Below are 23,789 nucleotides of genomic sequence, written 5' to 3' on the forward strand. Positions count from 1 at the left end.
TGGACCACCAAGTCGCACTCTGATCACACATTTTTAATGTGGATTAATCGAGAAAGGGCGAATAAATTAGCAGGCGCCACCGATTGTAATTTCCAACTGTGACTGAGGATGTTTCGCTCATAGCTGAATTCCGATCGAAAGCCCAACCAACTAGAAAGCGGACGCGCTAGCGATTCAAGCCATCGCCACGAAGATTGACCGCTAAAGTGGTTGACGATTACGATATCTCCATCGGGTCGGCATACTCTACGTACTTCATTTACCAAACGATCAGGATTCGGAGTGACCGAAAGAACATATGGCAGGGTCACACAGTCAAATGAAGCATTCGGAAAATCCATGAGTTCAGCATCCATGGCATGCAAAACAATTCGATTTGAATCCCGCGGCTGAATTCTTCGGTGCGCCACGGCCAACATTTCTTCTGAAACATCTACGCCAGTAATGTGGGAGTTCTTTGGGTATCGAGATAGGGTTAGACCTGTACCGACGCCAACTTCTAATATGCGGCGAGGCTCGAGCGTGGAGACTAGGCGCGTCATGGACTCACGACCAGGCCCAAGCGAAGCGCCAAATAAAATGTCATATATTGGCGCATAACGACGATAGCTTCGCTCGACTTGCTCTTTGGACAAAGAGTCGCTATCGACATCCCCATGCTGTGCTGGAGTTTTTCCGCTCCTAAAAGGGGCGCTTTTATCAGCTTTATTTGAGTTCTGTCCCATACCACCATGATTATTTTAAGTGCCAAGGCTCAGCCGGCGTGAACCAGGCTCGCTTACATTTTTCGCTGTCAAGTGTTTCAGCGCATCTACTCGCCGATTGAGACTTGACGCATGCGAAAGTCAATTCGACGACACGTCGAATTTCTCAAATCATAAAAATTGGCCTGCGGTTTTAGCGCCTAATAAAAAAAGCCGCCCAAAGGCGGCTTTTTTAAAAAACGCGGAATTAGGTGCCAGTGCCAGTGCCGGTTGCAGCAGCGCCGATGTCCGTAGCGCAATCCTTCGGGCGAAGCTTGCTAGCGACGTTGGTTTGGCAAGCCCACGCACCGCTGGTACCACCAGTTGTGTCTGCAGTGCGAACCCATTGAATCTTTTGATCCTTGACTTGCGCATTGCCGATGATCGTGCAGGTCAACGTGGTCAGGCCGCTGGTAGCTACCGAGACAGTAATAGCGCAACGATTGGTGGTGGCAAGCGGCACGCCGAGTGTCGTGACATCGGTGATTTCCGCCGTAATGCCGTCTGCCAGCTTCGTTTCAATATTTACCTTGGCGGGCGTGATTTCCGCGAGAGCGGAAGCCACCTGCGACTTGGCGATGTAATCTTGGTAGGCCGGCAGAGCCACAGCAGCCAAGATACCAATGATCGCCACGACGATCATCAATTCGATAAGGGTAAAGCCGGCCTGTGCGCGGCGGGCGAGGGTACGACGGTTCATGTGAACTAACTCCAGGTTGGTTGGTTGTTACGCCCGGGAACCTGCCCGGAGCGGAGTACCTTCCGCAGCAACTGTGCCAACCTGTTTTCAGTAGTTTACAAAGTTGAATTAGTGCATTTGTTCACACTTCAGTTACAGCGAGTGACACTTTTTGCCTTCATTCGCAACAACCCGTGACAAGTTTGTCACTCCTGCGGCGGCGCCAAACTCAAAACGTCAGCACCCCGTCCGCCTCCAACCACCGGATGTCCCGCTCGGCCAATCCCGCCACCTGCCGCGCCGCCAGCACCTCGATCTGGCTCATGATTTCCTCGGTCTCGGCCGGCTTGGTGTGCGTGATGTAGATCGGGTATCGCTTGCCAGGATCGATCTGCGCCAACTCATCCGCCAGCACCGCGGGCGACAGGTGCAGGCTGCGTTCCGCCAGCACCTGCTCCCGGCTGCTGAACGCGGTCTCTATCACCAGCATGGCCACGTCCAGCGCGTTCACCCGCTCCCAGAACGGCGCGTTGCGTTCGGTGTCGCCGCTGAACACCCAGTGCGGGCCGCCATCGGCGCGCCGAATGGCGAAGCCGCAGGCGGGCACGGTGTGCACGGCCGGGAGCACCTCGATGCGCTTGGGCTCGCGGCTGCCGAGCGCCAGCACTTGCCCCACGGCGATGTCGTGGAATGTGACGAACGGCGCCTCCAGGCTGGGAATGCTCTCGAAATCGGGCCAGATCACGTTGTTGAACACATGGGCGCGCAGGGCCTCGATGGTCGCGCGCAGCGCATGAACGCGCAGCGGCCGGGTGCGGCGGCTGCCGACGGCGTCGAGCATCAGTGGCAGCGCGGCGATGTGGTCGAGGTGGCTGTGGGTGAGCACCACGTCGTCGATGGCGGCCATCTCGTCGAGGGTGAGGTCCCCGACGCCGGTGCCGGCGTCCACGAGCAGGTCGGAGTCCACCAGAAACGAGGTGGTGCGGCAGCCTTTGGCGATGGCGCCCGAGCAACCCAGCACACGAACCTGCATTGTGAGAGACCCCTTGTGTGTGTCTGCCGTCATTTGGTTTCGAACCGGGTCGCGCCGTCCCAGGTCGGGTCTTGCGGGCGCAACGCCATCGAGGCTAAACGCTGGGCGTAGAGCTGGTAAAGGACTTTTTTGGCATCCGCCGCGAGCAGAGGCGCAAGCAGGTTGCGGCCGACGGCCCAGTCCTGGCGGCGGTAGGCGGCAAGCACCTCGCTCCAGCGCTCGAGCAGCTGCCGGGTCTGCGCGACGGTCTCGGGGGTGCGCGCGGCCAGGGGGGTGAACACGGCCACGGCCTGGGCCTTCCCCTTGACGCGCACGCTGTCCAGCTCTTGCCAGACGTGCTCGGGCGCGAGTTCGCGGGTGGCGCCGCTGGCCACGATTTCCACGCCGTAGTGCCCGCTCAGGCCCTCCAGGCGCGAGGCCAGGTTGACGGCGTCGCCCACCACGGTATAGCTGCGGCGCGCGGCGGAGCCCATGTCGCCGACGCTCATCACGCCGCTGTTGATGCCGATGCCCACGCTGATCTCGGGCCGGCCGCTGGCGCGGTGCAGGCGGTTGATGTCGTGCACGGCGTCGGCCATGTCCAGCGCCGCCCGCACGGCGAGGGTGGCGTGCTCGGGCGTGTCGATGGGCGCACCCCAGAAGGCCATGACGCAGTCGCCCATGTACTTGTCGACGGTGCCGCGGTGCGCGCTGATGACATCGGTGAGCCGGCTGAACACGGTGTTGAGAAAGGCCTGCAGCTCGGCCGGCGGCATCTGCTCCGACAGGCGGGTGAAGTCGCGCATGTCGCAGAACAGCACGGTCATGGGCTTGCTCTCGGCGCGCATGCTGTAGCGGTCGGGGTGCACCAGCATCTCGTCGACCAGCTGGGGCGGCACGTAGGTGCCGAAAAGCCGCACCAGGCCGCGCCGCGCGTGCGACTCGACGAAATAGCCCCAGCTCATGTTCAGCGCGAAGGCCAGCGCGGTCATGGCCAGCGCCGAGGCGAGCGGCAGCACGAGGCCGTGGGCCATGTAGAGCCAGGCGTTCACCCCGGCCAGCGCGGCGACAGTGCCCGCCGCCAGCAGCACGGCACGCGGCGCCGACAGCAGCGACAGGCCGAAGGCGAGCACCAGCCCCGCCGTGAGCACGCTCAGCACCTCGTAGCCGGGCGCGTAGTCGGGCACGCTGAGCAGGCGGCGGTCGAGCAGGCCCGAGACCACGTTGGCGTGCACCTCGACCCCCGGAAAGGCGGCGTCCACCGGGGTGGCGCGCAGGTCCTGCAGGCCGGGCGCGGTGGCGCCGAGCAGCACGATCCGGTCTTTCAGCTCGCCGGGCGCGAGCTTGCCCTCGAGCACGTCGGCGGCCGACACGTAGCGAAACGAGCCGCCGTCCGGACCGCCCGGCCCGCGAAACGGCACGCGCATGCTGGCGGTGCGGTCGACCGGCACACGTAATGGGCCCAGCCGCAACGATTCGAGCCGCGGCGCGCCGGCGCCCGAGACGAAGGCCGGGTGCACGGCCGGCGCGCCGTTGGCGAGCCGGTAGACCGCCAGGGCGAGCGATTCGTAATAGCCGGGCTGCGCCTGGTCGCCCTCGTAGCGGGCCACGAGCGGCACGCTGCGGATCACGCCGTCGCCGTTGGCGCCCACCAGGGTATTGAGAAAGCCCGCCACCGGCGCGGCCTGCGCAAGCGCCGGGAGGCTGGCGCCGAAGCCGTTCCAGCTGGTGCCATAGGTTCCGAAAGCGTCTGAAGTGCCGTCGGTGGGAAAGCTGTCGCCCGAGACCACGGGCGCGGCCGGCAACTGCCCCTTGGCCCGGGGCGGCTGCGTGCGCGTGAAGTAGTAGCCCAGTGCCACCGGCCGGCCCTTCAGCGCTTCGGCAAAAGTGGCGTCATGGTCCAGCGATGGGGCCAGCCGTTCGACCTCCGACGCCAGCCCGGGCATGTCCTTGAGCGGCCCGCTGGCCAGCTCGCGCAGTCGGTCCAGGCCGGAACTTCGGTCGGGCTCGAGGAACATCACGTCGAAGCCGACCACCGCCGCCTGCTGGCGGGACAGCAGCTCGGTGGTGAGCGCGGCCATCTTGTCGCGCGCCCACGGCCACTGGCCCTGGCGCGCCAGGCTGGCGTCGTCGACGTCGACGATCACCACGCGCGTCTCGAGCGTGCGCGGCATGGTGGCGCGCAGGCGAATGTCGTAGATCAGCCGGTCGAGGCGTTCAAGGGCGCTCAGCGGCCAGGCGCCGGTGGCATGGGCCAGGGCCAGCAGCAGCGGCAAGAGGGTGATGGCAATGCGCGGCCAGTGCCGCCGCAGCTCGCTCACGGCATCCCGTCCATGCGGGCGTTGCCGCGGCAAGCCAAGAGAAAAACCTCAGATGCGAACGAACTGCATCCGAATGGCGCCGCCCAGTTCGAGCACGTCGCGCTCCTGCAACGCGACCGCCTCGGTGCCCAGCTGCAGGCCGTTGAGCGTGACGTTGCCTTCGACGCCCGCGGCCACGTAGCCCTGGCGCCGGCGCGTGACGACGGCCACGGCCACGCCGGGCTTGCCGATGGTGGTGACGACCTTCTGCAGGGCCACGTCCTGCCCTTCGTTGACGCCCGAAAGCACCCGCAGCACCGGAATGCCCAGCTCGACCAGCGCGCCCGATTCGGTGGGCGCCGACGACAGCGGCATCGACCCTGAGTTGCCCGAATGGCCCGGGTGTTCGTCCAGCGTGGTCCGCACGGAACCGGGGCCGATGGCCAGATTGCTGCGGGCACGGAAGTGGATGCGGCAGCCGCCGACCTCGATGACATCGTTGTCCTTGAGCGCCTGCCTCTGGATGGCGAGCGCGTTGACATAGGTGCCGTTGGTGCTGTTGAGGTCTTCAATTTCGACTTCGCCGTCGCTCATGTGCAACACGGCATGCTCGCCGCTGACCGCCAGGTTGTCGATCACGATGTCGTTATAGGCACGGCGTCCCAGCGTCGTGCGTTCCTTGGCGAGTGCCACTTGCCCGATGACAACGCCATCGACCGAAATGATCATCTTCGGCATTGCCGACTCCCCGATTGCAAAGCTTGAATGATGGCAAGCTGAACGGTGGGGTACCGCCCCGGCCTGCTACTTGGCTGCGCGAGGCGTTTCCGCGACGCCAGCCCTTGCCAGGACAACTGAAATATTGTCCCTGCCGCCATTGTCGTTTGCAATTGCAACCAAAAGTGCAGCTTTTTTCTGAAGCCCGGCATCGTGCTGAAGAAGCGTGAAAAGCTGCTCATCGGAAACCATCTCGCTCAAACCGTCGGAACACAGCATATACAGGTCGCCCGCCCGGGCGCTGTGCTCGTGCATTTCCAGCAGCACCTGGGCTTCCACGCCCACGGCGCGGGTCACGAGGTTGCGGGTGGGCGAGTTCGCCGCTTCTTCCGGCGTGATGGCACCGGCGTCGAGCTGCTGCTGGCGCAGCGAATGGTCGCGCGTGAGCAGTTCGAGCTTGTTGTTGCGCAGCCGGTAGCAGCGCGAATCGCCGATGTGGCCCACCAGCACGCGCTGGGGCCGGAACGCCGCCAGCACCAGCGTGGTTCCCATGCCCTGCAGCTCGGGGTTGGTGGTGCCGGCCTGCAGGATGGAGCCGTTGGCCTCGTCGGTGGCCGCCTGCAGCGCGCGCCGCACCACGCGGGCCGGCGCCTGCATGCCGGCATGGGCGAACCAGCGGCCGAAGCTGCCGTGCATCAGCGACACGGCCATGGCACTGGCCACCTCGCCGCCCTTGTAGCCGCCCATGCCGTCGGCCAGCAGGGCCAGGCCGAGCGCCGAATCGACATGGACCGCGTCTTCGTTGTGTGCGCGCAACTTGCCGACGTCGGTCAGCGAGGCGAACTCCCAGCTCAGCGCGGGGCGCGTGGAAAAAAGAGAGACGCCGACACTCGCCATGGTTTGCCAGCGCCGACTTCTCTGCGACTCAGTGTGCAGCGGCGTGCGCGCGCCGTTGCAGCAGGCGGCCGACGGCCACGACGAACAATGCACCGGCGGCAGCCGCCGCGTAGTGCAGCCAGGGGTTGGCCGCGAGCGTGTCGCGCAGCGCCACGTCGCTCACGATGGTTTCGCCACCGACCCAGCCGATCAGGGCGGCGCCCAGCATGACGATGATCGGAAAGCGTTCCATGAGCTTGATCATGAGGGTGCTGCCGAAAATGACCAAGGGAATACTGATCGCCAGGCCGAGCACCAGCAGCACCATGCTGCCCTGGGCGGCGGCCGCCACGGCAATCACGTTGTCCAGGCTCATCACCAGGTCGGCCAGCAGGATGGTGCGCACGGCGACCATCATGCTGCCGTATTCCTTGGATTCGCCTTCGCCCTCGTCGTCGCCGCTGAGCAGCTGCGTGCCGATCCACAGCAGCAGCAGGCCGCCGACGATCTGCAGGAACGGGAGCGCCAGCAGCTTGGCCGCCACCACCGTGAGCACGATGCGCAGCACCACGGCCGCGCCCGAGCCGAACATGACGGCTTTTTTCTGTTGCGCGGGCGGCAGCGATCGCGCCGCCATGGCGATCACGACGGCGTTGTCGCCCGACAGGATGATGTTGATCCAGACGATCTTGAGCAGACCTATCCAGAAATCTGTGCTTTGAAGGAGTTCCATGTCTCTGATCCCACTGTGTTTTATTTGAAAAAAGCGCCCGCAGTCGATGCGGGCGCTTTTTTATATCTGCGTGGTCCTCGAATGACCCGGCTCTGCGGCCGGTGTCCTGAAGCCGCTTTTTACAGCTTGGCCTTGAGCAGCTTGGCCAGTTCCGAGAAGTTGCGCGTCACGGTGAAGCCGCACTCTTCCATGATGGAGAGCTTGGCATCGGCCGTGTCGGCGCCGCCCGAGATCAACGCGCCGGCGTGGCCCATGCGCTTGCCGGGAGGGGCGGTGACACCGGCGATGAAGCCGACGACCGGCTTCTTCATGTGTTCCTTGCACCAGCGGGCTGCGTCAGCCTCGTCGGGGCCGCCGATTTCGCCGATCATGATGACCGCGTCGGTGTCCGGATCGTCGTTGAAGGCCTTCATCACGTCGATGTGCTTCAGGCCGTTGATCGGGTCGCCACCGATGCCCACTGCCGACGATTGGCCCAGGCCGATTTCGGTCAGTTGAGCCACGGCTTCGTACGTCAGCGTGCCCGAACGCGAGACCACGCCGATGCGGCCCTTGCGGTGGATGTGGCCGGGCATGATGCCGATCTTGATTTCGTCGGGCGTGATCAGGCCGGGGCAGTTCGGGCCCAGCAGCAAGGTCTTCTTGCCGCCGGCCGCTTCCTTGGCCTTCATCTTGTTGCGCACTTCGAGCATGTCGCGAACCGGAATGCCTTCGGTGATGCAGATCGCCAGGTCCAGGTCGGCCTCGACGGCTTCCCAGATGGCGGCGGCTGCGCCTGCCGGCGGCACGTAGATCACCGACACGGTGGCGCCGGTTTGCGAAGCGGCTTCCTTCACCGAACCGAAGATCGGGATGTTGAAGATCGACTCGCCGGCCTTCTTCGGGTTCACGCCCGCCACGAAGGCGTTCTTGCCGTTCGCGTATTCCTGGCACTTTTCCGTGTGGAACTGGCCGGTCTTGCCGGTGATGCCTTGGGTGATGACTTTGGTGTCTTTGTTGATATAGATCGACATGACTTGTTCCTTAGGCCTTCTTGACTGCTGCGACGACCTTCTGGGCCGCGTCCGCCATGGTGTCGGCACTGATGATCGGCAGGCCCGAATCGGCCAGCAGCTTCTTGCCTTCGACTTCGTTGGTGCCCTTCATGCGCACGACCAGCGGCACTTGCAGGTTCACGGCCTTGCAGGCCGCGATCACGCCGGTGGCGATGGTGTCGCACTTCATGATGCCGCCGAAGATGTTCACGAGGATGGCTTCCACGTTCTTGTTCTTCAGCATGATCTTGAAGGCTTCGGTGACCTTCTCGGGGGTGGCGCCGCCGCCCACGTCCAGGAAGTTGGCCGGCTCGCCGCCGAACAGCTTGATGGTGTCCATGGTGGCCATGGCCAGGCCGGCACCGTTCACCAGGCAGCCGATGTTGCCGTCCAGCGAGATGTAGGCCAGGTCGAACTTGGAGGCTTCGACTTCGGCCGCGTCTTCTTCGTCGAGGTCGCGCAGGGCCACGATTTCGGGGTGGCGGAACAGCGCGTTGCTGTCGAAGTTGAACTTGGCGTCCAGCGCCATGACGTTGCCCTTGCTGTCACGGTTGAGCGGGTTGATCTCGACCAGCGAGGCGTCCGTCTCCATGTAGCAGGTGTAGAGCTTCTTCAGGATGTCGACCGTTTGCGCGGTCGAGTCGGCCGGCATGCCGATGCCGTCGGCGATCTGCTTGGCCTGTTCGTCGGTGAGGCCCTTTTCGGGGTCCGCGAACACGGTGATGATCTTTTCCGGCGAGGAGTGGGCCACTTCCTCGATGTCCATGCCGCCTTCGCTCGAAGCGATGAAGGCCACCTTCTGGGTGGCGCGGTCGGTCACGGCGGAAACGTAGTATTCCTTGTTGATGTCGGCGCCGTCTTCGATGTACAGGCGGCGAACCTTCTGGCCTTCGGGGCCGGTCTGGTGCGTCTTGAGCTGCATGCCGAGGATTTCGCCGGCGAGCTTCTTGACGTCTTCGATGGTCTTGGCGACCTTGACGCCACCGCCCTTGCCGCGGCCACCCGCGTGAATCTGGGCCTTGACGACCCAGACCGGGCCTCCAAGTTTCTGGGCGGCTTCCACCGCCTCCTGGACCGTGTAGGCCGGAATGCCGCGCGGCACCGGCACGCCGAACTTGGCAAGAATTTCCTTGCCTTGGTACTCGTGAATCTTCATGAGGGATGTCTCTCGGAAGGAGGAGGTTGAGAACGGGAGATCTGCGGGTGAGAGTGTTTGTGCTCTGTTGCTCGCGGGCGACGGCAGCCTGACGGCTGGGGGCGGCGAACAACCGCGGACTGTATCATGGTGCGCCGCACCAATACTGTACGTGGGGTTGCGGTCAATACGTACTTTCTTCTAGATTGCATCTGGAAGCCCCTTTCCAGCCCCTCCAGACCACACCGAGCACTCCATCATGGCCAAGGTTTTCATCGACGGCGAAGCCGGTACCACCGGCCTGCAGATTCGCGAACGGCTCCAGACGATGCCGCAGATCGAACTCGTGAGCATCGCGCCCGAGCTGCGAAAAGACGTGAGCGCCAAGCGCGACCTGATGGCCGGCGTCGACCTGGTGGTGCTGTGCCTGCACGACGACGCGGCGCGCGAATCGGTGGCGCTGATCGACCAGCTGCCCGGCGCCAAGCCGAAGATCATCGACGCCTCCACGGCGCACCGCATCGCCCCGGGCTGGGTGTTCGGCTTCCCCGAACTGGCCGAAGGCCACTGGCAGGCGGTCGCCAAGGCAGACCGCGTGGGCAACCCCGGCTGCTACGCCACCGGCGCCATCGCCATGGTGCGCCCGCTGGTCGACGCGGGCATCCTGCCGGCCGATTTCGCGATTTCGCTGCCCTCCGTGAGCGGCTACTCGGGCGGCGGCCGGACCATGATCGAGGCTTACGAAAAGGGCGAGGCGCCCCTGTACGAGACCTACGCGCTGGGCCTGAAGCACAAGCACATCCCTGAAATCATGGCCTACACGGGCCTCACGCGCCGCCCGGTCTTCATTCCGGCCGTGGGCAATTTCAAGCAGGGCATGCTGGTCCAGTTGCCGCTGCACCTCGACCTGCTGCCCGGCAAGCCGAAGGCCGCCGACCTGCACGAAGCGCTGGCCGCGCACTACGCGAAGAGCAACACGCCTGAGCAGTTCGTGAAGGTGCTGCCGCCCACCGAAGACGGCAAGCTCGAGCCGCAGGCGCTCAACGACACCAACAACCTCGAGATCCGCGTGTTCCCGAACGAGGACCACCAGCACGCCGTGGTCATCGCCCGCCTCGACAACCTGGGCAAGGGCGCCAGCGGCGCCGCGGTGCAGAACCTGAAGCTGATGCTGGCGCTCTGAGCGCCCGGCCCCGCCTCGCTTCCCTCCCCTGGCTCAGTTGACGAGCCAGAGCCCCACGCCCAGCAACGCCGCGTGCGCGCCCAGCGCGATGTACAGCGGCGTGCGCGACGGCTCCGCCATTTCCTGCAAGGTCTCGTTGATGCGGCGCGTGAGCAGCGCGCGCAGCGCCGGGTCTTGCACCGGACCTTCCCCCGGTGACACGAGCGGCTCGCCGTGCGCGGCCCGGCTCTGCTGCCACTCGGCCATCATTTCGCCCAGCGGCAGCCGGTTGAGCACAAAGCCCACCACCGAACGCACCGCCCTGCCCTCGCCCAGCACGGGCGCGAGCTGCTTGCTCAAGGCATCGGCCGACAGCCAGTCGGCCGCCCGGTGCAGCGTGCCGTGGGCGCGCGGCATCGCCTCGATGCGCCCGGCAATCGCGCCGGCCAGCCGCTGCGACACCGCCTCGCCGCGCGCCGCCACCAGGTGCTGCATGGCGCGAGCACGGCCCTGGGCCACGCCCAGCATCGTGTAGACGACCACGAACAGCAGCAGCAACAGCGCCACCAGCACCGACGGCGTGGTGATCAGCGCAATGACCGCGCCCGCTCCGCCGGCCCGTGCCGCCACGTTGCCCGGCCCATTCAGCTGGCTCAGATAGAAGAAGAAAACGCCGCCGCCCAGCACCACGCCGAGCAAGCCGCCCTTGATGACTGAGCCGGCGAACGCAAGGCCGGCCTTGGCGCCGGTGCGAACGAGAGATGGCTGGGCGGCGGGACCGTCGGGACCTGTGGGCATGCGAAATTCCTCCAACTAATTTATTAATCTGATTCCGCACAACACTTTGGTTTGACGCGCGTTTCATGCGAATCGGTGCGGATCGGCGCGCATTGACGCTGAAATATTCGGCAAATGCGAACAAATGCAGCATGGCACGCATGCGCTGGATCATGCCATCGGCCCGACCCACCAGAATCGCGCCTCACAAACACAAAGGGAGGAATTTCAATGGACCGCACATTTCAAAAACCCACCGGCGCATTCATTGCGGCGTCCTGGACTGCACTGCTGGCAGGCGCTGTCGTCTACCTGATCGGGCTCTGGAACGCCACGATGCAACTCAATGAAAAGGGCTACTACTTCACCATCCTGATGTACGGGCTCTTTGCCGCCGTGTCATTGCAAAAGAGCGTGCGCGACCGGCTCGAGGGCACGCCCGTCACGGGCATCTATTACGGGCTGTGCTGGATATCGCTGCTGCTCGCCATCGGGCTCCTGACCATCGGCCTGTTCAATTCGACGCTGGCCAACAGCGAAAAGGGCTTCTACGCCATGGCCTTCCTGCTGAGCCTCTTCGGCGCGGTGGCGGTACAGAAGAACGTTCGCGACCTCACGGCGCGCCATCCCGAGACCTCGCCGGCCGCCGAGTTGCCCGAAGCCGGCTGACGCCCACCCTCAGGCATCCAGGCACCCGCCGCCTCACTCGTTGTCGTTGTACCCGCTGGCCCCCATCAGCGCCGACAGCCGCGCGGCGATGTTGCCCACGATGCCGCGCACCTGCACCGCGTCGGGCGCCGACTTCTGGTCGATGCGCTCGATGTACGGCACGTTGATCGACGCGATCACATGGTCGGCCGCGCCCATCACCGGGAAGGCGATGTTGGTGATGCCGCGCGTCTGCTGGCTCGGCATGGCCGAGTAGCCGCGGGCGCGCACCTCCTGAAGAATGGCGAACAGCTCGCCCGGGTCCATGTCGAGCTCGCCCTCCACGCCGATGTGGGCGCGCAGCATGCGGGCGCGGTCGATCTCGTCGCGAAACGCCAGCAGCACGTGGCCTGAAGATGTGTCCGTCAGCCCCATCACCACGCCCACCTTGAGCCCGAACGACCAGCGCTCCGGGCTCTCGACCTGCGCGATGACGACCACGCGGCCGCCCTGGTACATGGTCAGGTGGCACGACTGGCGCGCCCGGTTGGCCAGTTCGCGCAAAAGCGGCAGCGCCGCGCTCACCAGGCTTTTCAGCGGCTGCTGGCGGTGCGCCAGCTCGAACATGCGCAGCGTGAGCGTGTAGCGGTCGTTGTCGTCGACCTGCACGTAGCCGCGCCGCTGCAAGGTCACGGCCATGCGGAAGATCTCGCTGACCTTGCGCCCCACCTTCTGCGCCAGCTCGTTGAGCGTGTAGCCGCCGGGGCTGTCGGCCAACGCCTCCAGGATGTCCAGCCCCTTCTCCAGCGCGGGCGCGGCGTAGCGCAGAGCGCCCTCGCCTTCCGGCGCGGCCTCGGCCTCGGCCTCCGCGTGTTCCTGCTGTTGTTCCGGCGCTGGTGCTTGCTTCATTGTTCCCTGCTCAGTTCGACCATCCACCGTCGATCATATGGACCGCGCCGGTGGTGAAGGCCGACTCGTCGGACGCCAGGTACACGACCAGCGCCGCGATTTCCTCCGGCTTGCCCACGCGGCCCAGCGGCTGGCGCGCCACGAAGGCGGCGCGCACGGTGGCTTCGTCGGCGCCCGCCTGCTCGGCCTGCGCGGCGATGCGATCGCGCAACGAAGGCGACTCCACCGTGCCCGGGCAGATGGCGTTGCAGCGCACGCCCTGCTGGATGAAATCGGCCGCCACCGCCTTGGTCAGCCCGATCACCGCCGCCTTCGAGGCGCCGTACACGAAGCGGTTCGGCACGCCCTTCACGCTGGAGGCGGCCGAGGCCATGTTGATGATCGAGCCGCCGCGCTCCAGCATGGCCGGCAGGAAGGCGCGGATGGTGCGGTACATCGACTTGGCGTTCAGGTCCATGCTGAAGTCCCAGTCGGCCTCCTCGCACGCCAGGATGTTGCCGCTGTGCACGAAGCCCGCGCAGTTGAACAGCACGTCGAGCCGCCCCGCGGTCTGCGCAAAAGCCTGCAGCGCGGCGCTGTCGCGCACGTTGAGCGTGGCGGTCTTCAGGCCGGGCAGCCCCTCGTCGCGGGCCAGCGCGGCGAGCTCGGCCAGGGCGGCCTCGTCCACGTCGGTGGCCCACACGGTGCCGCCTTCGCGCGCCAGCGCCAGCGCACTGGCGCGGCCGATGCCCTTGCCGGCGGCGGTGACGAGGATGTTCTTTCCCTGAACGCGAGAAGTCATGGGGAGGTGCCCTTTGAGTGAAATTGAACGGTTTTGACGCATGAGTGAAATGCAAATTTCACTGATGAAATCAAATATACGCCACAGCCCAACGCCCTCACCCCCTCAAAAACCCGCGATCACAGGCGTACACATTGGTGAATACCCTCGAATTCGCGCAAACCCGAGGCCCGACTTCGGACTCGACTGCTAACCTTCTTCATGAAAACTAGTTTCATCTAAGAAAACAAGGTTTGCCATGCCCCCCGATTCCGCCCTGCTCACCCGACTGCAAGCCTGCTACACCGGCATCCTTCACGACGTGATGCGCGCGGCGGGCCTGCGCGACTTCACGCTGCCGCCCACGCTGCGCCCGCTGATCGCCGGCCAGAAGCTGTGCGGGCCGGCCTTCACGGTGAACGGCCGCGTCGACCCGACGGCCGATCCGCACGAGACACTGATGGCGTGGACCGGTTTTCTCTCGCGCGCCAAGCCCGGCCACATCGCGGTGATCCAGCCCAACGACTCCACCGTGTCGCACATGGGCGAGCTGTCGGCCGAGACGCTGGGGCGCAAGGGCGTGCTGGGCGTGATCGCCGACGGCGGCGTGCGCGACGCCGAATTCATCCTGCAGCAGGGCTTCCAGGTGTGGCACCGCTACTTCACGCCGCGCGACATCGTGGGCTACTGGCTGCCCGACGCCATGGACGTGCCGGTGCGCATCGGCGATGTCACGGTGAACCCCGGCGACCTGCTGCTGGCCGACACCGACGGCGTGATCTGCATTCCGCTGGCGCAGGCCGACGCGGTCATCACCGAGGCCGAGCACATGATGGGCCGCGAGAACCTCGTGCGCAGCGCCATCCTCGCGGGCACCGACCCGCAAGAGGCCTACCTGAAGTACCGCAAGTTCTGAGCGCCGGATGTCCGACACGTCGCCACTGCCCCTCATCGACACCCGGCTGGTGCTGCTCTCGCCGGCCGACAACTGCCTCGTCGCCTGCACCCACCTCGCCGCCGGCACCGAAGTGCGCCTCGAAGGCGGCGCAGTGACCTTGGCCACCGACATCGGCCTGGGCCACAAGCTCGCGCGGCACGCCATCGCGGCCGGGCAGAAGGTGCGGAAGTACGACGCCGTCATCGGCAGCCTGCGCACGCCGGTCGAGGCCGGCGCGCACATCCACACGCACAACCTCGACAGCGACTACACGCCCACCTACACGCTGGACGAAGGCAAGACCTTCGTCGGCCACGCCTGAGGCGCCCTCTTCGAATGAACTCCAACCCGCTCCAGATCCACGGCTTCCCGCGCGCCGACGGCCGCAAGGGCATCCGCAACGTGGTGGTCGTGGCCTACCTTGTCGAGTGCGCGCACCACGTGGCGCGCGAGATCACGCTCAACTTTCGCCGGCAGGAGGGCGAGGAGGGCAACGAGGGTGAATCGGACGTGCACCTCGTCGGCTTTCCCGGCTGCTACCCCAACGAGTACGCCGAGCGCATGATGCAGGCCATTGCCACGCACCCCAACGTGGGCGCGGCGCTGCTCATCTCGCTGGGCTGCGAGAGCATGAACAAGCGCAAGCTCGAGCAGGCGGTGGCCGCATCGGGCCGGCCGGTGCACACGCTCACCATCCAGCAGAAGGGCGGCACGCGCAGCACCATCCGCGAGGGCACGGAATGGGTGCAGTGGGCGCTGGCCGAACTCGCGCAGCAGCAGCGCGTGCCCATGGACCTGAACGAGCTGGTGGTCGGCACCATCTGCGGCGGCTCCGACGGCACCAGCGGCATCACCGCCAACCCGGCCGTGGGCCGCGCCTTCGACCTGCTGATCGAGCAGGACGCGCGCTGCATCTTCGAGGAAACCGGCGAGCTGATCGGCTGCGAGTTCCACATGCAGCGCCGCGCCGCCACGCCCGAGCTGGGCGAGGCCATCGTCGAATGCGTGAACAAGGCCGCGCGCTACTACAGCACCATGGGCCACGGCAGCTTCGCGCCGGGCAATGCCGACGGCGGTCTCTCGACCATCGAGGAAAAGTCGCTGGGCGCGTACGCCAAGAGCGGCGCCTCGCCCATCAACGGCATCGTGAAGCCCGGCGACGTGCCTTCGCAGCCGGGCCTCTACCTGCTGGACGTGGTGCCCGACGGCGAGCCGCGCTTCGGCTTTCCGAACATCAGCGACAACGCGGAAATCGTGGAGCTCATCGCCTGCGGCGCGCACGTGATCCTGTTCACCACGGGGCGCGGCTCGGTGGTGGGCTCGGCCGTGTCGCCGGTCATCAAGGTGTGCGCCAACCCCGACACCTACCGGCAGCTGGGCGAGGACATGGATGTCGATGCCGGCCGCATCCTCGAAGGGCGCGGCACCTTGCAGGAGGTGGGCGAGGAAATCTTCGGCGCGGTGCGCGCCGTGGCCAACGGCGCGGCGAGCAAATCGGAAGCGCTGGGGCACCGTGAGTTCATCCTGACCTACAAGGCCTTCGAACCGATCGGGCCTTCGTGCCTGCCCATCGCACAGGTGCCTCGCACTTCTCCTCACCCTGCGTGAGCGGCGTGCTCCTCACCTTCGCCCCCTTCCCGCCTTCCTTTTCCTGGACTCCCGGAGCCCTCTTCTTGAACTACCAGTTCGACTTCGCGCCCGTGCTCGCGCAGTGGCCCCTGCTGCTCGACGGCGCATGGACCACCGTGCAGCTGTCCTTCATTGCCACGCTGCTGGGCTTCGCGCTCGGCACGCTCTGCGCGCTGGGGCGCAACAGCCGCCACGGCTGGCTGCGCAACCTCACCGGCGGCTACGTGGAGGCCATTCGCAACACGCCGCTGCTGATCCAGAGCTACTTCCTCATCTTCGGCCTCTCGAGCGCGGGCGTGACCATGCCGATCATGGTGGGCGCCGTGCTGGCGCTGGTGGTGAACATCGGCGCCTACAGCTGCGAGATCATCCGCGCGGGCATCGAGTCGATCCACAAGGGCCAGCTCGAGGCCGCGCAGTGCCTGGGCCTGTCGAAGCTGCAGGTGTTCTGGCACGTGATCTTGCGGCCCGCCGTGGAGCGCGTGTACCCGGCGCTGGCGAGCCAGTTCGTGCTGCTGATGCTGGCCTCCAGCATCATGTCGTCGATCGGCGCGGAAGAGCTCTTCGGCGTGGCCAACCGCATCCAGTCGGACACCTTCCGCAACTTCGAGATCTTCATCGTGCTGTGGGTGGTGTACCTGGTGCTGTCGTACGCCATGCGCCTGGGGTTCTGGCTGCTGGGCATGGTGATCTTCCCGCGCCGGCGCAAGCTGGGCACGCCGCTATGAACCCAGCACAGAAGGCCGCGCCATGACGTTCATGCCCATCGATCACCTCGGCTTCCTGCTGATGGGCGCCTGGGGCACGGTGCAGCTCTCGGCATTGGCGTTCGTCGGCGGCGGACTCATCGGGCTGGCCGTGGCGCTGGCGCGCGTGTCGCCGGTCAAGGCGGTGCGCGTGGCGGCGGCGGGGTACATCCAGGTCATCCAGGGCACGCCGCTGCTGGTGCTGATGGGCGTGTGCTTCTTCGGGCCCAACATCGCGGGCATCGGCTCGGTGCCGGCCATCGTCGCGGCGGCGCTGGCCATCACCATCTACGCGAGCGCCTTCCTCGGCGAAATCTGGCGCGGCTGCATCCAGTCGGTGCCGCGCAGCCAGTGGGAGGCGGCCGAGTGCCTGGCGCTCACGCGCTGGGAGCGCATGCGCCGCGTGATCCTGCCGCAGGCGCTGCGCATCGCCACGCCGCCCACCGTGGGCTTCCTGGTGCAGATCATCAAGAACACGTCGATCGCCTCGCTGGTGGTCGGCTACGCCGAGCTTTCCTACAACGCCAAGGTGCTGAACAACTCCACGTTCCAGCCCTTCCTGTATTTCGGGTGCGCGGTGCTGCTGTATTTCATTCTTTGTTATCCGCTCTCGCGATGGAGTCGCGCCCTTGAAAGGAAGCTCAATGCAGCCCGTGGTTGAACTCAACGAAGTCCACAAGCACTTCGGCAAGCTGCATGTGCTGAAGGGCGTGTCGTTCTCGGTCACGCGCGGGCAGGTGGTGGCCATCATCGGCCAGAGCGGCTCGGGCAAGAGCACGGCGCTGCGCTGCATCGACCGGCTGGAAACCATCGACAGCGGCACCATCCAGTGCTGCGGCCACGCGGTACACGACACCGCGCTGAACCTGCGCGATTTGCGCAAGGACGTGGGCATCGTGTTCCAGAGCTACAACCTGTTCCCGCACCTCACGGTGAAGCAGAACATCACGCTCGCGCCGCAGTCGGTGAAGAAGATGAGCGCGTCCGAGGCCGGCGCCATCGCCATGGAAGTGCTCGAGCGCGTGGGCCTGGCCGAGAAGGCCGGCGCCTACCCCGAGCAGCTCTCCGGCGGCCAGCAGCAGCGCGTGGCCATCGCGCGCTCGCTCGCCATGAAGCCGCAGCTGATGCTGTTCGACGAAGTCACCTCCGCGCTCGACCCACAGCTCACCGGCGAGGTGCTCAAGGTGATGGAGAAGCTCGCGGCCGAGGGCATGACCATGATTCTGGTGACGCACGAGATGGCCTTTGCGCGCGGCGTGGCCGACAAGGTCATCTACATGCACCAGGGGCTGGTGTGGGAGCAGGGCGACGCCAGCATCCTGAGCCACCCGCAGACGCCCGAGCTGCGCCAGTTCATCGGCACCGGGCTTTGATTTTTTCTTCTACAGACAACTCCAGGAGACCTTCGATGACTTCCCTCTTTTCGTTCAAGCGCCGCGGCGCGCTGCTCTCGGCCCTTGCGCTGGCCCTGCCGCTGGGCTTTGCCGGCGCGGCGCACGCCGACCAGCTCGACACCATCACCGCGGCCAAGAAGATCCGCGTGGCCATCGACCTCGCCGTGCCGCCCTACGGCCTGAAGGACGAGAAGCTCAACGCCACCGGCTCCGACGTGGAAACCGCGCGCCTGCTGGCCAAAAGCCTGGGCCTGGAGCTCGAGATCGTTCCCACCACCGGTGCCAACCGCATTCCCTTCCTGCAGACCGACAAGGCCGACATCGTCATCTCCAGCATGTCGGTGACGCCGGAGCGCGAGAAGGTGGTCGACTTCTCGGTGCCCTACGCCGCCATCCTGGCCGTGGTGGGCGCGCCCAAGGGCATGGCCATCAGCGGCCCGGCCGACCTGGCCGGCAAGAAGGTGATTGCCACGCGCGGCACCACCAACGACCAGGAGCTGACCAAGATCGTGCCGGCCGGCGCGCAGGTGATTCGCTTCGACGACGACGCCACCTCCATCACCGCCGTGGTGAGCGGGCAGGCCGACATCTTCGCGACCGCGCCGCCGCTGCTGAAGACCATCAACGAGAAGAACCCGGCCAAGCAGATGGAGCCCAAGTTCACCATGAAGGTCAACTTCCTGGCCATCGGCATGCGCAAGAACGAGCCGCGGCTGAAGGCCAGGCTCGACGAGTTCGTGAAGGCGCAGCTGAAAAGCGGCGAGCTGAACACCATCTACAAGAAGTTCCACGGCGCCGACCTGCCCGCCGACGTGACCCGCAACGGGGCCTGAAATGCCGGCCTCCCGGCTTTTCACTCCGCTTCGCTTCGTGTAATTCGCCACCTCCCGAGGAGGAGGAGGCGCGGCCCGCCTCGGGGCAGCCCGTCGGCGGCCCGGCGGCGGCCGCCTCGTCGGCTCTCTCAACAAAAGGCATTCATGGCAAAGATCGACCAGGTCGAGATCGCGCAGATCGACATCGCGCCCAAGGTCAGGCGCACCGACGCCATCCAGTCCTTCGTGACGCAGGAGACCGTGATGGTCACCGTGCGCTGCGACGACGGCTCGTCGGGCACGGGCTACACGTACACCATCGGCACGGGCGGCTCGTCCATCGTGGCGCTGCTGCACGACCACCTGGTGCCGCGCCTGATCGGGCGCGACCCGCAGCAGTACGAGGCCATCTGGCGCGACCTGTTCTTCCACACGCACGCCACCGCGGTGGGCGCCATCACCAGCCTGGCTCTGGCGGCCGTCGACACCGCGCTGTGGGACCGCAACGCGCGCGCGACGGGCCTGCCGCTGTGGCGCCTGGCCGGCGGCGCGCAGCCGCGCGTGCCGGTCTACACGACCGAGGGCGGCTGGCTGCACATCGAGCCGGCGCAGCTGGTGGAACAGACGCTGGCCGCGAAGGCCGAGGGATTCCTGGGCGCGAAGATCAAGGTCGGCAAGCCGCATGTGGCGCAGGACATCGCGCGCCTGTCGGCCGTGCGCGAGGCCGTGGGCGCGGACTTCGAGCTGATGGTGGACGCCAACCAGAGCTTCACCGTGGCCGAGGCCATTCGCCGCGCGCGCCAGTACGCGCCGCTGGACCTCGCGTGGTTCGAGGAGCCGATGCCGGCCGAGCACGTGCGCGGCCATGCGCAGCTGCTGGCCAGCACCAGCGTGCCGATCGCAGTGGGCGAGTCGATGTACCACCCCTCGCAGTTCGCGGAATACATCCAGCAGGGCGCCTGCTCCATCGTGCAGGCCGACGTGGCGCGCGTGGGCGGCATCACGCCGTGGCTGAAGATTGCGCACCTGGCCGAGGCGCACAACATCGCGATGTGCCCGCACTTTCTGATGGAGCTGCACGTGAGCCTGTGCGCGGCGGTGCCGAATGCGCGCTGGGTCGAATACATCCCGCAGCTCGACGACCTCACGACCAGCCGCTTGCGCATCGAGGGCGGCCACGCGGTGGCGCCCGAAACGCCGGGGCTGGGCATCGAGTGGGACGTCGACCAGCTGAAGGCGCGGCGCAAGTTCGCGCCGATCGTGGTGCGCGGCTGAAAACCGCGCGCGGGCTGCCCGGGGCTCAGGCTTCCAGCAGCGCGCGCAGCGCCAGCAGGTCGCGCGCGATCCACTGCGCATCGCGCTCGAAGGCCGCGTCGTCCATGTGCGGCTGGCGCAGCAGCGTGAACTGCAGCTCGCAGGCGTCGGGCCCGATGCCGATCACGCGAAACGGCAGGTACACCTCGGGCACGCCTTCGGGCGCGACCCAGTGGTCGAGCACGCCGAAGTCGTTGCGCGGCGCGAAGCGCATGCGGGCGTCGCCGCTCTCGGGCGTGCGCACGGTCCAGTGGTCGCCGTGCGGCACCAGCGAGCTCTTCGCGAGGCCGCTGGCCCAGTCGGGCAGGCGCCTGGGGTCGGCCGCGAACGCGTAGGCGCGGCGCCATTCGCAGGCCACGCGCAGCGTGACGACACGCGACTGCACCGACTGCGGATTGAGGTCTTCATTCGTCTGCTGTTTCATCGAAGTTGCTCCTGAGGACCTTGGACACGACAGCGCCGGAGAACCCGCGCGCCATCAGGAATCGCATCTGCTTCGCCCGCTCCTTGGCGTCGGCGGGCGGTGCCTCGAAACGGCGGCGCCACAGGGCGGTGGCGCGCTCGACCTCCGTCTCCTGCAGGCCGGCCACCGCCTCGGCGATGGCTTCGGGCGCGATACCCTTGGCCTGAAGCTCCTGCTTCACCCGCAGCGCGCCCGAACGGGCCGCGCGCTGGTTGAGCACCGAGGCCACCACGCGCGGCTCGCTGATGAAGTCCTTGGCCGCCAGCTCGTCGAGCGCCTTGGCCAGCGTGCCGGGCTCTTCTTCGTGCCGGGCGAGCTTGCGTTCGAGCTCCAGGCGCGAATGCTCGCGCTGGCTCAGCAGGCGCAGGGCGCGGCCTTTGAGGGACGGGGCGTTGAATGCCATGCGGGGGGTTGCTCGCGCGGCCCGCGTGCAACCGCGGCGCCGCGCCTGGGGCTTGTTCGGCCTTATTCGCCCTTATTCACCCTTGTCTGCCTTCTCGGCCTTGTCCGCCTTGGCCGCCTTCTGCGGCTTCTCGGGCGTGGCGCCGGCGTCGGCGGCCAGCAGCGGAATGCCCAGCGACTCGCGCACCTTGTTCTCGATCTCGCGCGACAGCTCGGGGTTCTCGCGCAGGAACTCACGGGCGTTGTCGCGGCCCTGGCCGATCTTCTCGCCGTTGTAGGCGTACCAGGCACCCGACTTGTCGACGATCTTGGCGGTCACGCCCATGTCGATCACCTCGCCTTCGCGGCTGATGCCCTCGCCGAACAGGATGTCGAACTCCGCCGTCTTGAACGGGGGGCTGACCTTGTTCTTCACCACCTTCACCTTGGTTTCGTTGCCGATGGCCTCGTCGCCCTTCTTGATGGTGCCGATGCGGCGAATGTCCAGGCGCACCGAGGCGTAGAACTTCAGCGCGTTGCCGCCGGTGGTGGTTTCGGGCGAGCCGAACATCACGCCGATCTTCATGCGGATCTGATTGATGAAGATGACCATGCAGTTGGTCTTCTTGATGGTGGCGGTGAGCTTGCGCAGCGCCTGGCTCATCAGGCGGGCCTGCAGGCCGGGCAGCGAGTCGCCCATTTCGCCTTCGATTTCGGCCTTGGGCGTGAGCGCGGCGACCGAGTCGATGACGATCAGGTCGACGGCGCCCGAGCGCACCAGCGAGTCGACGATTTCGAGCGCCTGCTCGCCGGTGTCGGGCTGGCTGATCAGCAGGTCGGACAGGTTCACGCCGAGCTTCTGGGCGTATTGCACGTCGAGCGCGTGCTCGGCGTCGACGAAGGCGCAGGTGCCGGCCTGCTTCTGCATGGCGGCGATGACCTGCAGCGTGAGCGTGGTCTTGCCCGACGATTCAGGGCCGTAGATTTCGATCACGCGGCCGCGCGGCAGGCCGCCGACGCCCAGCGCGATGTCCAGGCCCAGCGAGCCGGTGGAGACCACCTGGATGTCCTCGAGCGCTTCGCCTTCGCCGAGCCGCATGATGGTGCCCTTGCCGAACTGCTTTTCGATCTGGGCCAGCGCGGCCTGCAGGGCCTTGGCTTTTTCACTGTTGGCGACCGAGATGCTTGCGCCCTTGACAACTGCGTCCATGTGGAAAACTCCTTGAATATCAACGGTTTGTGTGAGGTTTCATCCGATCTGCTTTTAACCACAGGCTGGATGCTTGAACAGTAGTGTAGGGGCTCGTTGGTTGGAGTAAACCCATTTTTTGGTCAGTTTGCTTTACCATTTAGCGCCATGTCCGAAGCCTCCATTTCCGCCTTTACTGCCGACCCCGACGCCTGGCGCCAGACCCACCTGGGCCGCCTGCTGGGCCACGCCATGCGCCGCTTCGACGAGCGCGTGCTGGAGCTGATGGCGCACGACGTCGACGTGCCGCTGGCGCTGTCGAACCTGGCGGCGCGCGCGCAGGTGAGCGCGGCGCACATCCACATCACACGGCACCTGGCGCGCGAGGGCTCGCGCCTGACCGAACTGGCCGAGCGCGCCGGCATGACCAAGCAGGCGATGGGCGCGCTGGTGGACCAGTGCGAGGCCTGGGGCCTGGTCACGCGCGGGCCCGACCCGCTGGACGCGCGGGCGCGGCGCGTGCTCTTCACCGCCGACGGGCTGGCCTGGCTGGACGCCTTCCGCAGCGCGGTGACGCAGGCGGAAAGCGAGTTCAGGAGCAGCGTGGGCAACGACATCGCCACCGTGGTAACCATCGGTCTGGAAGCCTATACAGCGGGCTAGACTCCGGCGAAGAGACAAATGTGAACGGTGCTGGCGTGGCGCCGCGCACCCACACAGGCCGGAGGTGGCGCATGCGGATTCTGATTGCCGAAGACGACCAGGTGCTGGCCGATGCCCTGCTGCGCAGCCTGCGCACCTCGGGCGCGGCGGTCGACCATGTGGCCAATGGCTCGCAGGCCGACACCGCGCTCATGACCCACGACGAGTTCGACCTGCTGATCCTCGACCTCGGGCTGCCCAGCCTGCACGGCATCGAGATCCTGAAGCGCCTGCGCGCGCGCGGCTCGCAGCTGCCGGTGCTGGTGCTCACGGCGGCCGACAGCGTGGAAGAGCGCGTGAAGGGCCTGGACCACGGCGCCGACGACTACATGGCCAAGCCCTTCAGCCTGCAAGAGCTGGAAGCGCGCGTGCGCGCCCTCACGCGGCGCGGCATGGGCACCACCAGCAACACCATCCGCCACGGCCCGCTGGTGTACGACCAGGGCGGGCGCGTGGCCACCATCGACGGCAAGATGGTCGAGCTGTCGGCGCGCGAACTGGGCCTGCTCGAGGTGCTGCTGCAGCGCGCCGGGCGGCTGGTGAGCAAGGACCAGCTGGTGGACCGCCTGTGCGAGTGGGGCGAGGAGGTGAGCCTGAACGCCATCGAGGTGTACATCCACCGCCTGCGCAAGAAGATCGAGAAGGGCCCGGTGCGCATCGCGACGGTGCGCGGGCTGGGGTATTGCCTCGAAAAGATCCAACCCTGATGCACCCTGACCTGCGGGAAATGCCGCGCA

General features: G+C 66.2%; 27 protein-coding genes. 12 read left to right on the forward strand and 15 right to left on the reverse strand.

Annotation, left to right across the window (positions count from 1 at the left end; translation table 11 throughout):
- Positions 1 to 23: 23 nt before the first annotated feature.
- From AB6807_RS10425 to sucC, 9 genes are all read right to left on the reverse strand, one after another.
- On the reverse strand, positions 24 to 725 hold the full coding sequence (locus tag AB6807_RS10425; RefSeq protein WP_371084479.1) for a class I SAM-dependent methyltransferase: 702 nt from the start codon (positions 723 to 725) through the stop codon (positions 24 to 26).
- A 226-nt stretch (positions 726 to 951) separates the two neighbouring features.
- Positions 952 to 1,443, reverse strand: coding sequence for a pilin (locus AB6807_RS10430; protein ID WP_371084480.1), 492 nt, complete (start codon positions 1,441 to 1,443; stop codon positions 952 to 954).
- Positions 1,444 to 1,651: 208 nt separating this feature from the next.
- Positions 1,652 to 2,455, reverse strand: a complete 804-nt coding sequence (locus tag AB6807_RS10435) for a 3',5'-cyclic-nucleotide phosphodiesterase (protein ID WP_371084481.1) — start codon at positions 2,453 to 2,455, stop codon at positions 1,652 to 1,654.
- 29 nt (positions 2,456 to 2,484) lie between these two features.
- Positions 2,485 to 4,755 (reverse strand): CHASE2 domain-containing protein, encoded by a 2,271-nt coding sequence (locus AB6807_RS10440; protein ID WP_371084482.1) that lies wholly within the window; start codon positions 4,753 to 4,755, stop codon positions 2,485 to 2,487.
- A 48-nt stretch (positions 4,756 to 4,803) separates the two neighbouring features.
- Positions 4,804 to 5,472 carry an FHA domain-containing protein gene (locus AB6807_RS10445; RefSeq protein ID WP_116910419.1) on the reverse strand — a complete coding sequence of 223 codons (669 nt, stop codon included), beginning with the start codon at positions 5,470 to 5,472 and terminating at the stop codon, positions 4,804 to 4,806.
- Between the two features lie 66 nt (positions 5,473 to 5,538).
- Entirely contained in the window at positions 5,539 to 6,348 is an 810-nt protein-coding gene (locus AB6807_RS10450; RefSeq protein ID WP_371084483.1) for a Stp1/IreP family PP2C-type Ser/Thr phosphatase, read from the reverse strand.
- A 28-nt stretch (positions 6,349 to 6,376) separates the two neighbouring features.
- Positions 6,377 to 7,060: a TerC family protein gene (locus AB6807_RS10455; protein ID WP_116910421.1), complete on the reverse strand. Its 684-nt coding sequence runs from the start codon at positions 7,058 to 7,060 to the stop codon at positions 6,377 to 6,379.
- Positions 7,061 to 7,179: 119 nt separating this feature from the next.
- Complete coding sequence (gene sucD, locus AB6807_RS10460) at positions 7,180 to 8,073, reverse strand: succinate--CoA ligase subunit alpha (protein ID WP_116910422.1); 894 nt, start codon at positions 8,071 to 8,073, stop codon at positions 7,180 to 7,182.
- Positions 8,074 to 8,083: 10 nt separating this feature from the next.
- The gene (sucC, locus tag AB6807_RS10465) at positions 8,084 to 9,250 is read right to left on the reverse strand and encodes an ADP-forming succinate--CoA ligase subunit beta (protein WP_116910423.1); all 1,167 of its coding nucleotides are present in this window, start codon (positions 9,248 to 9,250) and stop codon (positions 8,084 to 8,086) included.
- Between the two features lie 238 nt (positions 9,251 to 9,488).
- Here sucC and argC point away from each other — a divergent pair, with 238 nt between their 5' ends.
- Positions 9,489 to 10,412 (forward strand): N-acetyl-gamma-glutamyl-phosphate reductase, encoded by a 924-nt coding sequence (gene argC, locus AB6807_RS10470; RefSeq protein ID WP_371084484.1) that lies wholly within the window; start codon positions 9,489 to 9,491, stop codon positions 10,410 to 10,412.
- Positions 10,413 to 10,445: 33 nt separating this feature from the next.
- On the opposite strand, the gene AB6807_RS10475 is transcribed toward argC, so the two are convergent.
- Positions 10,446 to 11,189 carry a hypothetical protein gene (locus AB6807_RS10475; protein WP_371084485.1) on the reverse strand — a complete coding sequence of 248 codons (744 nt, stop codon included), beginning with the start codon at positions 11,187 to 11,189 and terminating at the stop codon, positions 10,446 to 10,448.
- A 210-nt stretch (positions 11,190 to 11,399) separates the two neighbouring features.
- On the opposite strand from AB6807_RS10475, the gene yiaA reads away from it, so the two are divergent.
- The gene (gene yiaA, locus AB6807_RS10480; protein ID WP_286517113.1) at positions 11,400 to 11,837 is read left to right on the forward strand and encodes an inner membrane protein YiaA; all 438 of its coding nucleotides are present in this window, start codon (positions 11,400 to 11,402) and stop codon (positions 11,835 to 11,837) included.
- Positions 11,838 to 11,870: 33 nt separating this feature from the next.
- On the opposite strand, the gene AB6807_RS10485 is transcribed toward yiaA, so the two are convergent.
- Both AB6807_RS10485 and AB6807_RS10490 read right to left on the reverse strand, forming a co-directional pair.
- Positions 11,871 to 12,725 carry an IclR family transcriptional regulator gene (locus AB6807_RS10485; protein WP_371084486.1) on the reverse strand — a complete coding sequence of 285 codons (855 nt, stop codon included), beginning with the start codon at positions 12,723 to 12,725 and terminating at the stop codon, positions 11,871 to 11,873.
- 10 nt (positions 12,726 to 12,735) lie between these two features.
- Positions 12,736 to 13,506 carry an SDR family oxidoreductase gene (locus AB6807_RS10490; protein ID WP_371084487.1) on the reverse strand — a complete coding sequence of 257 codons (771 nt, stop codon included), beginning with the start codon at positions 13,504 to 13,506 and terminating at the stop codon, positions 12,736 to 12,738.
- A 238-nt stretch (positions 13,507 to 13,744) separates the two neighbouring features.
- Between AB6807_RS10490 and AB6807_RS10495 the strand changes: the two genes are divergently transcribed.
- From AB6807_RS10495 to AB6807_RS10530, 8 genes are all read left to right on the forward strand, one after another.
- On the forward strand, positions 13,745 to 14,401 hold the full coding sequence (locus AB6807_RS10495; RefSeq protein WP_371084488.1) for an RraA family protein: 657 nt from the start codon (positions 13,745 to 13,747) through the stop codon (positions 14,399 to 14,401).
- Positions 14,402 to 14,408: 7 nt separating this feature from the next.
- Positions 14,409 to 14,744, forward strand: a complete 336-nt coding sequence (locus AB6807_RS10500; protein WP_116910430.1) for a UxaA family hydrolase — start codon at positions 14,409 to 14,411, stop codon at positions 14,742 to 14,744.
- 14 nt (positions 14,745 to 14,758) lie between these two features.
- Positions 14,759 to 16,030 (forward strand): UxaA family hydrolase, encoded by a 1,272-nt coding sequence (locus tag AB6807_RS10505; protein WP_371084489.1) that lies wholly within the window; start codon positions 14,759 to 14,761, stop codon positions 16,028 to 16,030.
- 65 nt (positions 16,031 to 16,095) lie between these two features.
- Positions 16,096 to 16,779 carry an amino acid ABC transporter permease gene (locus AB6807_RS10510; RefSeq protein WP_116910432.1) on the forward strand — a complete coding sequence of 228 codons (684 nt, stop codon included), beginning with the start codon at positions 16,096 to 16,098 and terminating at the stop codon, positions 16,777 to 16,779.
- Between the two features lie 22 nt (positions 16,780 to 16,801).
- Positions 16,802 to 17,458 carry an amino acid ABC transporter permease gene (locus AB6807_RS10515; RefSeq protein ID WP_371084490.1) on the forward strand — a complete coding sequence of 219 codons (657 nt, stop codon included), beginning with the start codon at positions 16,802 to 16,804 and terminating at the stop codon, positions 17,456 to 17,458.
- Positions 17,442 to 18,170 carry an amino acid ABC transporter ATP-binding protein gene (locus AB6807_RS10520; RefSeq protein WP_371084491.1) on the forward strand — a complete coding sequence of 243 codons (729 nt, stop codon included), beginning with the start codon at positions 17,442 to 17,444 and terminating at the stop codon, positions 18,168 to 18,170. Before AB6807_RS10515 ends, AB6807_RS10520 begins: the two co-directional genes overlap by 17 nt.
- Positions 18,171 to 18,205: 35 nt before the next feature.
- Positions 18,206 to 19,024 carry a transporter substrate-binding domain-containing protein gene (locus AB6807_RS10525; protein WP_116910435.1) on the forward strand — a complete coding sequence of 273 codons (819 nt, stop codon included), beginning with the start codon at positions 18,206 to 18,208 and terminating at the stop codon, positions 19,022 to 19,024.
- Positions 19,025 to 19,168: 144 nt separating this feature from the next.
- Positions 19,169 to 20,278, forward strand: coding sequence for a mandelate racemase/muconate lactonizing enzyme family protein (locus AB6807_RS10530; protein WP_371084492.1), 1,110 nt, complete (start codon positions 19,169 to 19,171; stop codon positions 20,276 to 20,278).
- Positions 20,279 to 20,303: 25 nt separating this feature from the next.
- On the opposite strand, the gene AB6807_RS10535 is transcribed toward AB6807_RS10530, so the two are convergent.
- The 3 genes from AB6807_RS10535 to recA form a co-directional block, all read right to left on the reverse strand.
- Positions 20,304 to 20,741: an SRPBCC family protein gene (locus AB6807_RS10535; protein ID WP_371084493.1), complete on the reverse strand. Its 438-nt coding sequence runs from the start codon at positions 20,739 to 20,741 to the stop codon at positions 20,304 to 20,306.
- Positions 20,722 to 21,183, reverse strand: a complete 462-nt coding sequence (gene recX, locus AB6807_RS10540; RefSeq protein WP_116910438.1) for a recombination regulator RecX — start codon at positions 21,181 to 21,183, stop codon at positions 20,722 to 20,724. The genes AB6807_RS10535 and recX overlap by 20 nt, the downstream gene beginning before the upstream one ends.
- A gap of 72 nt (positions 21,184 to 21,255) precedes the next feature.
- A complete protein-coding gene (gene recA, locus AB6807_RS10545; RefSeq protein WP_116910439.1) occupies positions 21,256 to 22,371 on the reverse strand; it encodes a recombinase RecA in 1,116 nt (371 codons plus the stop codon).
- A gap of 147 nt (positions 22,372 to 22,518) precedes the next feature.
- Between recA and AB6807_RS10550 the strand changes: the two genes are divergently transcribed.
- Positions 22,519 to 23,013: a MarR family winged helix-turn-helix transcriptional regulator gene (locus AB6807_RS10550; RefSeq protein WP_371084494.1), complete on the forward strand. Its 495-nt coding sequence runs from the start codon at positions 22,519 to 22,521 to the stop codon at positions 23,011 to 23,013.
- A 71-nt stretch (positions 23,014 to 23,084) separates the two neighbouring features.
- On the forward strand, positions 23,085 to 23,759 hold the full coding sequence (locus AB6807_RS10555) for a response regulator transcription factor (RefSeq protein ID WP_116910441.1): 675 nt from the start codon (positions 23,085 to 23,087) through the stop codon (positions 23,757 to 23,759).
- The last annotated feature ends 30 nt before the right edge of the window (positions 23,760 to 23,789 follow it).

Source organism: Variovorax sp. RCC_210, assembly GCF_041355175.1.
GTDB lineage: Bacteria > Pseudomonadota > Gammaproteobacteria > Burkholderiales > Burkholderiaceae_C > Variovorax.

Coding starts and splice junctions, on each gene's coding strand:
- AB6807_RS10425 (WP_371084479.1), bottom strand. CDS start 725: ATGGGACAGAACTCAAATAAAGCTGATAAAAGCGCCCCTTTTAGGAGC.
- AB6807_RS10430 (WP_371084480.1), bottom strand. CDS start 1,443: ATGAACCGTCGTACCCTCGCCCGCCGCGCACAGGCCGGCTTTACCCTT.
- AB6807_RS10435 (WP_371084481.1), bottom strand. CDS start 2,455: ATGCAGGTTCGTGTGCTGGGTTGCTCGGGCGCCATCGCCAAAGGCTGC.
- AB6807_RS10445 (WP_116910419.1), bottom strand. CDS start 5,472: ATGCCGAAGATGATCATTTCGGTCGATGGCGTTGTCATCGGGCAAGTG.
- AB6807_RS10450 (WP_371084483.1), bottom strand. CDS start 6,348: ATGGCGAGTGTCGGCGTCTCTCTTTTTTCCACGCGCCCCGCGCTGAGC.
- AB6807_RS10455 (WP_116910421.1), bottom strand. CDS start 7,060: ATGGAACTCCTTCAAAGCACAGATTTCTGGATAGGTCTGCTCAAGATC.
- sucD (WP_116910422.1), bottom strand. CDS start 8,073: ATGTCGATCTATATCAACAAAGACACCAAAGTCATCACCCAAGGCATC.
- sucC (WP_116910423.1), bottom strand. CDS start 9,250: ATGAAGATTCACGAGTACCAAGGCAAGGAAATTCTTGCCAAGTTCGGC.
- argC (WP_371084484.1), top strand. CDS start 9,489: ATGGCCAAGGTTTTCATCGACGGCGAAGCCGGTACCACCGGCCTGCAG.
- AB6807_RS10475 (WP_371084485.1), bottom strand. CDS start 11,189: ATGCCCACAGGTCCCGACGGTCCCGCCGCCCAGCCATCTCTCGTTCGC.
- yiaA (WP_286517113.1), top strand. CDS start 11,400: ATGGACCGCACATTTCAAAAACCCACCGGCGCATTCATTGCGGCGTCC.
- AB6807_RS10485 (WP_371084486.1), bottom strand. CDS start 12,725: ATGAAGCAAGCACCAGCGCCGGAACAACAGCAGGAACACGCGGAGGCC.
- AB6807_RS10490 (WP_371084487.1), bottom strand. CDS start 13,506: ATGACTTCTCGCGTTCAGGGAAAGAACATCCTCGTCACCGCCGCCGGC.
- AB6807_RS10495 (WP_371084488.1), top strand. CDS start 13,745: ATGCCCCCCGATTCCGCCCTGCTCACCCGACTGCAAGCCTGCTACACC.
- AB6807_RS10500 (WP_116910430.1), top strand. CDS start 14,409: ATGTCCGACACGTCGCCACTGCCCCTCATCGACACCCGGCTGGTGCTG.
- AB6807_RS10505 (WP_371084489.1), top strand. CDS start 14,759: ATGAACTCCAACCCGCTCCAGATCCACGGCTTCCCGCGCGCCGACGGC.
- AB6807_RS10515 (WP_371084490.1), top strand. CDS start 16,802: ATGACGTTCATGCCCATCGATCACCTCGGCTTCCTGCTGATGGGCGCC.
- AB6807_RS10520 (WP_371084491.1), top strand. CDS start 17,442: ATGCAGCCCGTGGTTGAACTCAACGAAGTCCACAAGCACTTCGGCAAG.
- AB6807_RS10525 (WP_116910435.1), top strand. CDS start 18,206: ATGACTTCCCTCTTTTCGTTCAAGCGCCGCGGCGCGCTGCTCTCGGCC.
- AB6807_RS10530 (WP_371084492.1), top strand. CDS start 19,169: ATGGCAAAGATCGACCAGGTCGAGATCGCGCAGATCGACATCGCGCCC.
- AB6807_RS10535 (WP_371084493.1), bottom strand. CDS start 20,741: ATGAAACAGCAGACGAATGAAGACCTCAATCCGCAGTCGGTGCAGTCG.
- recX (WP_116910438.1), bottom strand. CDS start 21,183: ATGGCATTCAACGCCCCGTCCCTCAAAGGCCGCGCCCTGCGCCTGCTG.
- recA (WP_116910439.1), bottom strand. CDS start 22,371: ATGGACGCAGTTGTCAAGGGCGCAAGCATCTCGGTCGCCAACAGTGAA.
- AB6807_RS10550 (WP_371084494.1), top strand. CDS start 22,519: ATGTCCGAAGCCTCCATTTCCGCCTTTACTGCCGACCCCGACGCCTGG.
- AB6807_RS10555 (WP_116910441.1), top strand. CDS start 23,085: ATGCGGATTCTGATTGCCGAAGACGACCAGGTGCTGGCCGATGCCCTG.